The sequence below is a fragment of the Neisseria sp. HMSC078C12 genome, from assembly GCF_001838065.1.
Classification (GTDB): Bacteria; Pseudomonadota; Gammaproteobacteria; order Burkholderiales; family Neisseriaceae; genus Neisseria.
This window is the reverse complement of the sequence record NZ_KV835622.1, coordinates 84,786-96,935: the sequence shown is the minus strand read 5'-3', so window position 1 is coordinate 96,935 and position 12,150 is coordinate 84,786. Positions and strand designations below refer to the sequence as shown.

Below are 12,150 nucleotides of genomic sequence, written 5' to 3'. Positions count from 1 at the left end.
AAAGGCCGTCTGAAACTTTCAGACGGCCTTTTATCATTTCAGTTAAAAACGGCGTTTCAGCTTGCAAGCCTGCAAGACATGCACGGCAAGCTCTTCCACAGATTTGTCCGTAGTATTGGTAAACGGAATACCGTGGCGTTTAAACATATTTTGCGCATCGGCAATCTCGCTGCGGCAAGTATCGATTTTGGCATAAGTCGAATTAGGACGGCGTTCCTGACGGATTGCCTGCAAGCGTTCAGGCTGAATGGTCAAACCAAACAGCTTGTCTTTATAAGGCTTGACCATACGCGGCAAATCGGTGGACTCCAAATCATCGGGAATCAGCGGATAGTTGGCAGCACGGATACCGTATTGCAAGGCCAGATAGAGACAAGTCGGCGTTTTGCCGGAACGGGAAACCCCCATCAAAATCACATCGGCTTCTTTCAAATTCTTATCACTGACACCGTCATCATGATTCAGTGAAAAATTGACCGCCTCCATACGCGCATCATAGCGTTGGGTATTGCCGATACTGTGATGCCCCTGCTGGGCGGCAACCGCCTCCGTATTGAGTTCCTTTTCCAAAAGACCGAGAAAGGTTTCAAAGAAATTAATATGGAACGCATTGGCTTTCTTGATGATTTCACGGATTTCGTCATTGACCACACTGACAAAAGCAATCGGGCGCACGCCGAATTTTTCGGCAGACTGGTTGACTTTGTCTACAACAGCACGCGCTTTTTCAGGCGTATCGATAAACGGATAGGTATGGCGCTTGAACTCAACATTGCCAAATTGGTTCAGCAAGGCTTCACCGATATTTTCAGCGGTCAGGCCGGTTCGGTCGGAAATATAGAAGACTTGGCGTGGATCAGTCATAATGAATCCTCTTGAGGGTAACGTTTCAGACGGCAATCATAGCAGTTACAGCCTTTGCAATAAAGCGACTCCCGGCAGATTACACAGGATTACAACAAATTTGAACAATTTTTAAATTGGCACAAAATTTCATTTTTTAATTTTTTTGTAGAATTTTGTTCTAAAATTGCAAAATAAATCTTATTTATCAAATTTATTAACTTATTTTGTTTTCCATATTTAACAATAGGATAACTCACAAAAACATGAATCTGATATTCACATTTCAGCAGACTACACGCTTGAAAAGCACAGTATCACAGACGAATTTGTGATTTTAAAAAAGATAAAACACATGACAGCCATCAAACGAATGGCTACAATAAGCAGGCGGATTTGTTTCTTTTTTAACATTTTTGGATTGGATTGGACACACAAATGGCCGAAAACTACGTTATTTGGTTTGAAAACCTGCGTATGACTGACGTTGAGCGAGTGGGCGGTAAAAATGCCTCTTTGGGCGAAATGATCAGCCAACTGACTGAAAAAGGCGTACGCGTTCCCGGTGGTTTTGCGACCACTGCCGAAGCCTATCGCGCTTTCCTGGCTCACAATGGTCTGAGCGAGCGTATTTCCGAAGCCCTGAAACAACTGGATGTTGAAGACGTTGCCGAGTTGGCGCGCGTGGGTAAAGAAATCCGTCAATGGATTTTGGATACCCCGTTCCCTGAACAGTTGGATGCTGAAATCGAAACAGCTTGGAACAAAATGGTTGCCGATGCCGGCGGTGCGGACATTTCCGTTGCCGTACGTTCTTCCGCAACAGCAGAAGACCTGCCGGACGCTTCTTTCGCCGGCCAACAAGAAACCTTCCTGAACATCAACGGCTTGGAAAACGTTAAAGAAGCCATGCGCCATGTATTCGCTTCCCTGTACAACGACCGTGCCATTTCTTACCGTGTCCACAAAGGCTTCGAACACGACATCGTTGCCCTTTCCGCAGGCGTACAACGCATGGTGCGCTCCGACAGCGGCGCGTCCGGCGTGATGTTCACCATCGATACCGAGTCCGGTTACGACCAAGTCGTTTTCGTTACCTCTTCTTACGGCCTGGGCGAAAACGTCGTACAAGGCGCGGTCAACCCTGACGAATTCTATGTATTCAAACCTACTTTGAAAGCAGGCAAACCGGCTATCCTGCGCAAAACTATGGGTTCGAAACAAATCAAAATGATCTTTACCGACAAAGCCGAAGCCGGTAAATCTGTCACCAACATCGATGTACCTGAAGAAGACCGTCAACGCTTCTCCATTACCGACGCCGAAGTTACCGAGTTGGCCCATTACGCGCTGACCATCGAAAAACACTACGGCCGCCCAATGGACATCGAATGGGGCCGCGATGGTTTGGACGGCAAACTCTACATCCTGCAAGCCCGTCCTGAGACCGTGAAATCCCAAGAAGACAGCAGCCGCAACCTGCGCCGCTTCTCCATCAACGGCGAAAAAGTTGTCTTGTGCGAAGGCCGTGCCATCGGTCAAAAAGTCGGCCAAGGCAAAGTACGCCTGGTGAAAGATGCTTCCGAGATGGATTCCGTTGAAGCAGGCGACGTACTCGTTACCGACATGACCGACCCGGATTGGGAACCGGTGATGAAACGTGCTTCCGCCATCGTGACCAACCGCGGCGGCCGTACCTGCCACGCAGCGATTATCGCGCGTGAATTGGGTATCCCTGCCGTAGTCGGCTGCGGCGACGCAACCGATCTGCTTTCAGACGGCCAAGAAGTTACCGTATCTTGTGCCGAAGGCGATACCGGCTTCATCTACTCCGGCCTGCTGGACGTACAAATTACCGATGTTGCTTTGGACAACATGCCTAAAGCCCCTGTCAAAGTGATGATGAACGTTGGTAACCCTGAGTTGGCATTCAGCTTCGCCAACCTGCCTAGCGAAGGCATCGGCTTGGCACGTATGGAATTCATCATCAACCGCCAAATCGGTATCCACCCGAAAGCCTTGTTGGAATTTGACAAACAAGACGACGAATTGAAAGCGGAAATTACCCGCCGCATCGCCGGCTATGCTTCCCCTGTCGACTTCTATGTCGATAAAATCGCAGAAGGCGTAGCAACTTTGGCTGCTTCGGTTTACCCACGCAAAACCATCGTCCGCATGTCTGACTTCAAATCCAACGAGTACGCCAACTTGGTGGGCGGCAGCATTTACGAACCGCACGAAGAAAACCCAATGTTGGGCTTCCGCGGCGCGGCACGTTATGTCGCTGACAGCTTCAAAGACTGCTTCGCACTCGAGTGCAAAGCCTTGAAACGCGTCCGTGACGAAATGGGTTTGACCAACGTCGAAATCATGATTCCATTCGTCCGCACTTTGGGTGAAGCCGAAGCTGTTGTCAAAGCCCTGAAAGAAAACGGTTTGGAACGCGGCAAAAACGGCCTGCGCCTGATCATGATGTGCGAGTTGCCAAGCAACGCTGTATTGGCAGAACAATTCCTGCAATACTTCGACGGCTTCTCCATCGGCTCTAACGACATGACCCAGCTGACCCTCGGCCTCGACCGTGACAGCGGTTTGGTATCTGACTCCTTCGACGAACGCAACCCTGCCGTTAAAGTGATGTTGCACTTGGCAATCTCTGCCTGCCGCAAACAAAACAAATACGTCGGTATTTGCGGTCAAGGCCCGTCAGACCATCCGGACTTTGCCAAATGGCTGGTTCAAGAAGGTATCGAAAGCGTATCGCTCAACCCTGATACCGTGATTGAAACTTGGCTGTATCTGGCTAACGAATTGAACAAATAAGTTCGATGAGACAAAAATCCCCTGCCCGTTTATCTCGGCAGGGGATTTTTATTGCCTTATTCAATGCCGTCTGAAAGAACTTTCACGTTCTTTTACCTTTTCAAAAAAGTCCCTTTTCATCAAAAAGATATAGAAATATTCAGCCATATCTACAAATTCTCAATGGTACTATATTGCCTCTCCGCATTTTATCCCATGCCTTTTGAGTGAACCTTTTTTCACTCTTCCTATCTATCATATACAGTATAACGATACATTTAGAAACAACTCATGAATACAAATTTTATTTCCACCTTTCAGACGGCCTTAAAACGTCTGGCACTCATCAGCACTATTGCCGTCTTAGCAGCCTGCGCCGGCAACAACACTTCTTCCAACCGCGCCGTACCCGACGGCTACTACAAAGTCCGTCCCGGCGATACCCTGACCCAAATCGCCAAACGCTACGGGCAAAACGTCAATACACTGGTTGCATGGAACAACCTTCCCAACGCCTCACAAATCGAAGTCGGCCAAGTATTGCGCGTCCGCCGTCATGTTGCCTCCCGCAATACTGCTACGCAGCAACGCCAAGCAACCGCCGTTACCCCGATCAACCGGTTAAGCTTGCAATGGCCGACCGATAACGCCTCATCTTCCATTATCCAACGCTACAACGGCACAACCAGCAAAGGCATAGATATTGCAGGCACACAAGGCCAACAAATCCGTTCTGCCGCAGCCGGTACCGTCATCTACGTTGGCGAAGAAGTCCGCGGTTACGGCAAGCTAATTTTAATCAGCCACAACGACTACACCATTACCGCCTATGCCCACAACGACACGCTTTTAGTACAAAAAGATCAAAAAGTCCAAGCCGGCCAAGTTATCGCCACCATGGGCAGCAGCGATACAGACAGCGTCAAGCTACATTTTGAAGTTCGTCTAAACGGCAAAGCAGTCGATCCCCTGCCTTATTTGACCAGAACAAATTAATGTCCCAATCAAAAGGCCGTCTGAAATACTGTTATTTCAGACGGCCTTTTGATTATCTTGCTATAACAGCTATTTCAACAAAATCTTTTCCTATTTAACTTATGTTGATTGAGTGTAAACGCCGTTATACAATAACAACTCTTTTTAACATTCCATTTCAGGTGTCCTACTATGTCTCCTAACCGTATCCTTGCAACCGCATTCTTGTTTGCATCTGCATTTGCCAGCGCGGATGTCCATATTGATGAAAGCATTCCTTACCGCGATAAAGAAGAAATCGATACCCGTATTGTTTCCGAGTGTTTAGAAGTGGGCAGCATCATGTCCAAATCTTTGCAAGAAACCGCAGCCAAAAGCGATGTAACGGTTGTCCGTGACGGTAAAAAACAAGGTACATACGCAGACATCGCCATTACTTCCGCCATGAGTGCAGGCAATGCCTTTATCGGCCACGCCAAAGGGATGGCTGTTTCTGCCACTTTGTATGTTGACGGTAAACAAGTCGGCAAAAAAACCTTTACCCGCAACTCTTCCGGCGGCATGTTTGGCGCTTATAAAAGCTCTTGCGCCGTCTTGAACCGCACTTCTAAAGTATTGGGTTCAGATATTGCCCAATGGGTGGTCCGCGAACAAAAAAATGCTCAAGACAAATAAAACCCCAATTTGATAAAGGCCGTCTGAAAAACCGTATTTCAGACGGCCTTTATATTTTCTATTTTTCTAGAAACAAAGAAATAAATTATCCATTAATCATTGTCAGAAATAGAGAATTTTATTTCCAACGCCCTTGATTTTAGAATATCTACCCTCAATTATTAAAACCATAAGAATTTTGTATATGAGCAGTCAAAGGAATAACATGGCAGAAAAAAACTATTATGAAATACTGGGCGTTGCCAAAGATGCGGATGAGGCCGAAATCAAAAAAGCCTACCGAAAACTGGTGCGCAAATACCACCCCGATGTCAGCAAAGAACCTGACGCAGCCGAACGTACGGTAGAAATCAACCGTGCCTACGAAACGCTTTCCGACAAAGAAAAGCGGGCCGAATACGATGAAATGTTGGCTAATCCTTACGGACGCAGCGTCGGAGGCAATCCGTTCGGTCAAGGCAGCAATCCGTTTGGCAATGGATTTAACGGCGGCGGCTTCCGCTATGAACGTCATGAAGGCGAGCCGTTCGGAGCGGGAGATTTCAATTTTGAAGATCTGTTTTCATCATTCCGCCAATCCCACACTCGTTCCGAGCAACCCCGAGGCCCAATAAAAGGTGAGGATCAACATGCTGAATTGAGTATTGATATTTACGCAGCGTATGTTGGCGCAGAACGTAGCATGACTTTGAATGTGCCGACTCTAGACGAATACGGACGTGCGGTTTATCAAAATAAAACCCTCAACGTCAAAATCCCCAAAGGCATTGCAGAAGGCCAACAAATCCGTTTGGCCGGCCAAGGTTTGCCGGGATATAACGGTGGAGAAAACGGTGATTTGTACTTAAAAATCAAGTTCCACGACCAACCTGATTTATACGTCAAAAACAGGAAAGACGTATATCAAACAATAGATGTCAAACCTTGGGAAGCCGTATTGGGCGGCAAAATCATCGTCCCTACCGCATCAGGCCGCTTACAGGTCAATCTGCCTGCCAACAGCCAAAGCGGTAAAAGCATCCGCCTCAAAGGCAAAGGTATTCCTGCAAAAGAAGCCGGAGACCTTTATCTCAATATCCGCATTAATGTTCCGCCAGTAGAGAGCGAAGCCGACCGTGCCGCATGGGAAAAATTGGCCGAACACTTTGCCGCGAAACAAGCATAAGAGAAAGGATAAATTATGATTCAGTCCTCCGATGTTACCCTTACTTTTGAAGAAATCGTTGCCGCCAGCCGCTGCCGTCGCGATTGGCTGTTGGAACTTATAGCAGAAGACATCATCAGCATCGATGGTGCGCCCGAAAAAAGCACCTTCAGTGGTTTTCATCTTGCCCGCATCCGTCGCGCACAACGCTTAAGCCGTGATTTTGAAGCCGGCATTCCCGCATTGGGGCTGATTATGCGGCTGTTGGACGAGGTGGAAGAACTCAGAAAAATACAGCGTCCGCTGGTACTGCTCGAAGATGAGTAAATATTGGCAAGTTGTTCGATTAAATATTGATGACAAGACAAAGTTTTTGATGTTTATTGATATTCCATAATAAAAGGCCGTCTGAAAATATTTTCAGACGGCCTTTTTATACCTTCATTAACAACAGCGTCCGCCGTTGCCGCCGCAACGGCGTTTGCGGCAGTAGTCTTGGAATTGCAGCTCGGTCATGACCGGCGCATTGGGATTATGTTTACGCTGACGGGCAACGTAGTTTTCATAATCCGGGACACCGGCCATCAAGTTTGCTGTCAGCTTGATGGTTTTCCACCAAGATGCGAGCTTATGCTTCACTTTGAGCCTCCGGCTGTTTACCGTCACGGTACACTGCTGGAATTTCTTTAGCAGTTGGCCAACCGACTTTACGGGCTTTCATGGCGGTACGGAAACCGTACACGGCGACAATCACGACAACCGCCAAGAACAAAGCGGTCAGGCCGGCATTGATTTGGTCGTTGAAGATGATTTGTGACATTTCGCCGATGTCTTTAGCCGGGGCAAGGACTTCGCCTGAAGCCAAGGCATCGCGGTATTTGCCTGCGTGCGCCAAGAAGCTGACGCGCGGGTCGCTGTGGAACAGTTTTTGCAAACCGGCATAGCAGGTTACGAACAATACGCCGACAGCCGGAACCAAAGTTACCCATACATAGCGGTCGCGTTTCATTTTCACCAAGACAACGGTACACATAATCAACGCTACGCCTGCCAGCATTTGGTTGGCGATACCGAACAGAGGCCAGAGCGAGTTAATGCCGCCCAGAGGGTCGGTTACGCCGGTATAGAGGAAGTAACCCCACAATGCCACGGCAAAGAATGTGGCAACCAGGTTGGCAGGGATAGAGTCGGTGTTACCGAATGGTTTGTAGAAAATACTGCCCAAGTCTTGGATCATGAAACGGGCTACGCGCGTACCGGCGTCAACGGCGGTCAGGATGAACAAGGCTTCAAACAGCAAGGCAAAGTGATACCAGAACGCCATCATGGCTTCGCCCGGAATCAGACGGCTCATGATGTGTGCCATACCGACTGCGAGGGTTGGCGCGCCGCCTGCACGGGACAGAATAGTGTTTTCGCCCACTTCTTTAGCAGTGTGCAACAAGGTTGCGGCATCAACAGAGAAATTCAGTTTAGTGGTGATAACTTCGGCAGCCGTGTTGGCATCTGTACCAATCAGTGCAGCCGGGCTGTTCATCGCGAAGTACACGCCTGGCTCAAGCGAAGCGGCGGCAGCCAGAGCCATAATGGCCACAAAGCTTTCCATAATCATGCCGCCGTAACCGATCATGCGGACGTGGGTTTCGTTTTCCACCATTTTTGGCGTAGTACCGGAAGAAATCAGCGCATGGAAGCCTGAAACCGCACCACAAGCAATGGTAATGAACAAGAATGGGAACAACGCACCGGAGAATACCGGGCCTGAACCATCGATAAAGTGGGTAACCGCAGGCATTTGCAGGGTTGGGTTAACAATAACGATACCCAAAGCCAAAGCTGCAATCGTACCGATTTTCAGGAAGGTAGACAGATAGTCGCGCGGAGTCAGCAAGAGCCAAACCGGCAATACGGAAGCCACGAAACCGTAAATCATAATCGCCCAAGTCAGCTGAATGCCGTCAAGGTCGAACCAATGGCCGAAGGAGCTGCGGGCAACATCTTCACCGTAAATCACGGCCAACATCAGCAAAATAAAGCCGACGATGGAAATCTCGCCGATTTTGCCCGGACGGATATAACGGGTATAAATACCCATAAACAGGGCAATCGGCATAGTCGCTGCGATGGTGAACGTACCCCAAGGGCTGTGAACCAATGCTTTCACAACAATCAACGCCAACACCGCCATAATGATGACCATAATCATCAAAATACCGATGGATGCAATCACGCCGGGGACAGTACCGAGTTCTTGTTTCACGATATCGCCCAAAGACTTACCATCACGACGCATAGAAACAAACAGTACCATCATATCCTGTACAGCACCGGCAAATACCACGCCGAAGATAATCCACAAAGTACCGGGCAGATAACCCATTTGCGCTGCCAATACAGGACCGACCAAAGGGCCTGCGCCGGCAATCGCGGCAAAGTGGTGGCCGAACAGTACGCCTTTATGTGTGGGCACATAGTCCAAGCCGTCATTGTGGCGTTCTGCCGGAGTCAGACGGTTAGGATCAAGCTGCATCACACGGTTGGCAATGTAAAGACTGTAAAAACGGTAGGCAATACAGTATACCGAAATGGCGGCCGTAACCATCCAAATCGCACTGACCTGCTCGCCGCGACTGAGGGCCAAAGTGGTAAAGGAGGCCAGGCCGACCAAAACCACAATGCCCCAAATCAAAAATGATTTGAGCGATTTCATTGATTTATCCTTAAAACGTGATACACGAAAGCTTGTTTTAGCAACAAACTGCCTTCATGCGCTTTAGAAAGACCAATCATTTTAGTCTTCATGATTGATGAGTGAAATGTCATTTCAACCCGAATTCGACAAAAAACAAAATGATTAGTTCGCCCGTAAGGTTAACACAAACAGACAATATACCCTTCATTTTTTACTTCAAATCCAAATATTCCTTAACATATAGCAAACGCAAGGCCGTCTGAAAACCCAAAAATTCAGTTTTCAGACGGCCTGACAAACGGTCAATGCTATAATCCGACATTCCCATTTCTCTATATTGCCATACCATGCAAAACAATGATTCCGAAACCATGCGTCTCTCCAAACGCATGGCGCAATTGGGCTTATGCTCGCGCCGCGAGGCAGACAGCTACATCGAGCAAGGCTGGGTCAAAGTCAACGGCCAAACCGCCGTACTCGGTCAAAAAGTCACCGAGCGCGACCGCATCGACCTCAACAAACAAGCCCACGAAAAACAAGCCGCGCGCGTAACCATCCTACTGAACAAACCCGTCGGCTACGTCAGCGCGCAGGCAGAAAAAGGCTATAAATCCGCCGCCGAACTCATTACCGCCGACAACCATTGGGAAGGCGACGACAGCCGTATCCCTTTCAGTGAAAAGCACAAATTCGGTTTGGCTCCTGCCGGCCGCCTGGACATCGACTCTGTCGGATTATTGGTGCTCACCCAGGACGGCCGCATTGCCAAACAGCTGATTGGCGAAAACAGCAGCAGCGAAAAAGAATACCTCGTCCGCGTCCGCGGCAAACTGGACGACAAAGGCCTCGCCCTGCTCAACCACGGCTTGAGTTTGGACGGCGAAAAGTTGCGACCCGCCAAAGTCGAATGGCAAAACGAAGACCAATTGCGCTTTATTTTGCGGCAAGGCAAAAAACGCCAAATCCGCCGTATGTGCGAGCTGGTCGGCCTGCGCGTTGTCGGTTTGAAACGAATCCGCATGGGCAAAGTCAAACTCGGCAGACTGCCGTCGGGCAAATGGCGTTATTTACGCGCTGACGAATCGTTTTAATTGCAGATAACAAAAAGGCCGTCTGAAAACACATTTCAGACGGCCTGATCTTTGACTGCCTACTCGATATAAGTGAACTTCGCACGTTTAATATTGCAGAGGATTTCGTACGGAATCATACCGGCAACTTCGGCAACTTCATTAATATTAATCACATCGCCCCAAAGCTCGACTTCCGCGCCCAAGCCCTCTTTTGAGGCTTCCAGCTCAACCGTAATCATATCCATAGATACCCTGCCGATAATGCGGCTGCGTTTGCCATCGATGGAGACCGGAGAATTAGTGGAAGCGCGACGCGGATAACCGTCGGCATAGCCGCAGGCAATCAAACCGACACGAGTGGATTTGCTGGTGTAGAACGTTGCACCGTAACCAATCGGAGAATGCGGCTGCAACACACGTTCGCCGAAAACGCGGGAAGTCAGGCGCATAACAGGTTTCAAACGCTCATCCACGCCACCGAAAGGCGAAATACCATACAAGGCCAGACCGGCACGACCCCAATCGCGGCGCGCTTCAGGCACGTTCAAAATCGCAGCGGAATTGGCCAAGCTCTCTTCGCCTTCCAAACCCTCGCAAGCCAAATCAAATGCTTCAAGCTGCATTTCGGTCATGCCATTTTCCGGCTCGTCCGCACAGGCAAAATGGCTGAATTTCACAATGTTTTCAACCGATTCGGATTGTTTCAATGCCGTATAGGCGGCGGCATAGTTATGCGGAAAGAAACCGGCACGGTGCATACCAGAGTCCATTTTCAGCCATACGGTTGTCGGACGTTGCCACTCATGATGTGCAAACGCCTCCAACTGCCATTGACTGCCGATTGCCGGCCACAAATCATAACGGTCAACATCCGCATACTCCGCAGCATCAAATACGCCTTCCAACAAAACAATCGGGTTTTTAATGCCGTTTTGACGCAATTCCACACCTTCATCTACCGTTGCCACCGCAAAGCCGTCGGCAATATCCGCCAACGCGTGTGCACATCTGACCGCACCATGCCCGTAAGCATCGGCCTTAATCACAGCCAACAATTTATTGCCGTGCAACTCTTTGAGAAGACGATAATTTTGACGTAAATTATCCAAACGGATTTGCGCATTGAGCGGACGCATAATGTATTCCTCTTATCGGCATCCGTTTCAGACGGCCTGCCCTATTACTTTGAAGCGAATATTATAGGTCAAAAACCATACAGGATTCCATGAAATACACAAGATTAATATCTTCCTTCCGCCTTACCTTTAAGGATTTATGCTTCTTCTGAGCCTGTTTTAAGGTTATGATGTCATCCAAATTGAAAACGACAAGCATCAAAGCCATGAAAGAACTCGACAAAACCGACTTAAAAATTCTCAAGCTCCTGCAACAAAACGCACGCATCCCCATGACCGAATTGGCTGAAAAAGTCGGCCTCTCCACTACGCCGGTAACCGAACGCGTCCGCCGCTTGGAACGCGACAACCTCATCACCGGCTATCACGCCCATCTGAATCCTCATGCCTTGGGTCAAAGCCTCTTGGTCTTTGTCGAACTGAAACTGCGTTCAAAATCCGGCAATATTTTTGAAGACTTCAAACGCGAAGTGCTGAAGATTCCGCAAATTTTGGAATGCCACTTGGTCTCCGGCGAATACGACTACCTCATCAAAGTCCGCCTGCCCAATATGTCCGCCTATCGCGATATGCTCGGCAATATCCTGCTGCAACTGCCGGCTGCAGCCGAAAGCCGCAGCTATGTTGTCATGGAAGAAGTCAAAGAAGAAGTAGTATTAGACATCTAATACCATTCAACCAACAAAGGCCGTCTGAAAGATTACAACATTCAGACGGCCTTTGTTTTAAACAGACAAAAAAAATGCACACATCCGATAGAATGTGTGCCAAGTCTACAAAGGAGAAATAGAGGAGAAACTATTAACTGAC

Annotated in this window: 11 protein-coding genes; 7 read left to right on the top strand and 4 right to left on the bottom strand. The window is 48.6% G+C overall.

Annotation, left to right across the window (positions count from 1 at the left end; genetic code table 11):
• Positions 1–42: 42 nt before the first annotated feature.
• A complete protein-coding gene (locus HMPREF2596_RS10675) occupies positions 43–864 on the bottom strand; it encodes a posphoenolpyruvate synthetase regulatory kinase/phosphorylase PpsR (protein ID WP_070851013.1) in 822 nt (273 codons plus the stop codon).
• Positions 865–1,281: 417 nt separating this feature from the next.
• On the opposite strand from HMPREF2596_RS10675, the gene ppsA reads away from it, so the two are divergent.
• The 5 genes from ppsA to HMPREF2596_RS10650 all read left to right on the top strand — a co-directional run bounded on the left by ppsA (position 1,282) and on the right by HMPREF2596_RS10650 (position 6,766).
• Entirely contained in the window at positions 1,282–3,666 is a 2,385-nt protein-coding gene (ppsA, locus tag HMPREF2596_RS10670) for a phosphoenolpyruvate synthase (RefSeq protein WP_049347931.1), read from the top strand.
• A 270-nt stretch (positions 3,667–3,936) separates the two neighbouring features.
• The gene (locus HMPREF2596_RS10665; protein WP_004520516.1) at positions 3,937–4,641 is read left to right on the top strand and encodes a peptidoglycan DD-metalloendopeptidase family protein; all 705 of its coding nucleotides are present in this window, start codon (positions 3,937–3,939) and stop codon (positions 4,639–4,641) included.
• A gap of 171 nt (positions 4,642–4,812) precedes the next feature.
• Positions 4,813–5,295, top strand: a complete 483-nt coding sequence (locus HMPREF2596_RS10660) for a hypothetical protein (protein ID WP_003747439.1) — start codon at positions 4,813–4,815, stop codon at positions 5,293–5,295.
• A gap of 205 nt (positions 5,296–5,500) precedes the next feature.
• The gene (locus HMPREF2596_RS10655; protein ID WP_070851012.1) at positions 5,501–6,460 is read left to right on the top strand and encodes a DnaJ C-terminal domain-containing protein; all 960 of its coding nucleotides are present in this window, start codon (positions 5,501–5,503) and stop codon (positions 6,458–6,460) included.
• A 15-nt stretch (positions 6,461–6,475) separates the two neighbouring features.
• Positions 6,476–6,766, top strand: coding sequence for a chaperone modulator CbpM (locus HMPREF2596_RS10650; RefSeq protein WP_049347935.1), 291 nt, complete (start codon positions 6,476–6,478; stop codon positions 6,764–6,766).
• A gap of 117 nt (positions 6,767–6,883) precedes the next feature.
• On the opposite strand, the gene HMPREF2596_RS10645 is transcribed toward HMPREF2596_RS10650, so the two are convergent.
• Both HMPREF2596_RS10645 and HMPREF2596_RS10640 read right to left on the bottom strand, forming a co-directional pair.
• Complete coding sequence (locus tag HMPREF2596_RS10645; RefSeq protein ID WP_003747442.1) at positions 6,884–7,078, bottom strand: YbdD/YjiX family protein; 195 nt, start codon at positions 7,076–7,078, stop codon at positions 6,884–6,886.
• Entirely contained in the window at positions 7,068–9,149 is a 2,082-nt protein-coding gene (locus tag HMPREF2596_RS10640; protein ID WP_070851011.1) for a carbon starvation CstA family protein, read from the bottom strand. Before HMPREF2596_RS10640 ends, HMPREF2596_RS10645 begins: the two co-directional genes overlap by 11 nt.
• 329 nt (positions 9,150–9,478) lie before the next feature.
• Between HMPREF2596_RS10640 and HMPREF2596_RS10635 the strand changes: the two genes are divergently transcribed.
• Entirely contained in the window at positions 9,479–10,222 is a 744-nt protein-coding gene (locus HMPREF2596_RS10635) for a pseudouridine synthase (protein ID WP_070851010.1), read from the top strand.
• A gap of 59 nt (positions 10,223–10,281) precedes the next feature.
• Here HMPREF2596_RS10635 and alr read toward each other — a convergent pair whose 3' ends face one another.
• Positions 10,282–11,340 (bottom strand): alanine racemase, encoded by a 1,059-nt coding sequence (alr, locus tag HMPREF2596_RS10630; RefSeq protein ID WP_070851009.1) that lies wholly within the window; start codon positions 11,338–11,340, stop codon positions 10,282–10,284.
• A gap of 206 nt (positions 11,341–11,546) precedes the next feature.
• Between alr and HMPREF2596_RS10625 the strand changes: the two genes are divergently transcribed.
• Complete coding sequence (locus tag HMPREF2596_RS10625; protein ID WP_003747450.1) at positions 11,547–12,008, top strand: winged helix-turn-helix transcriptional regulator; 462 nt, start codon at positions 11,547–11,549, stop codon at positions 12,006–12,008.
• Positions 12,009–12,150: the final 142 nt, after the last annotated feature.

Excerpts from the sequence above, each read along its gene's own strand:
- HMPREF2596_RS10675 (WP_070851013.1), bottom strand. The coding sequence starts at position 864 with ATGACTGATCCACGCCAAGTCTTCTATATTTCCGACCGAACCGGCCTG.
- ppsA (WP_049347931.1), top strand. The coding sequence starts at position 1,282 with ATGGCCGAAAACTACGTTATTTGGTTTGAAAACCTGCGTATGACTGAC.
- HMPREF2596_RS10665 (WP_004520516.1), top strand. The coding sequence starts at position 3,937 with ATGAATACAAATTTTATTTCCACCTTTCAGACGGCCTTAAAACGTCTG.
- HMPREF2596_RS10660 (WP_003747439.1), top strand. The coding sequence starts at position 4,813 with ATGTCTCCTAACCGTATCCTTGCAACCGCATTCTTGTTTGCATCTGCA.
- HMPREF2596_RS10655 (WP_070851012.1), top strand. The coding sequence starts at position 5,501 with ATGGCAGAAAAAAACTATTATGAAATACTGGGCGTTGCCAAAGATGCG.
- HMPREF2596_RS10650 (WP_049347935.1), top strand. The coding sequence starts at position 6,476 with ATGATTCAGTCCTCCGATGTTACCCTTACTTTTGAAGAAATCGTTGCC.
- HMPREF2596_RS10640 (WP_070851011.1), bottom strand. The coding sequence starts at position 9,149 with ATGAAATCGCTCAAATCATTTTTGATTTGGGGCATTGTGGTTTTGGTC.
- HMPREF2596_RS10635 (WP_070851010.1), top strand. The coding sequence starts at position 9,479 with ATGCAAAACAATGATTCCGAAACCATGCGTCTCTCCAAACGCATGGCG.
- alr (WP_070851009.1), bottom strand. The coding sequence starts at position 11,340 with ATGCGTCCGCTCAATGCGCAAATCCGTTTGGATAATTTACGTCAAAAT.
- HMPREF2596_RS10625 (WP_003747450.1), top strand. The coding sequence starts at position 11,547 with ATGAAAGAACTCGACAAAACCGACTTAAAAATTCTCAAGCTCCTGCAA.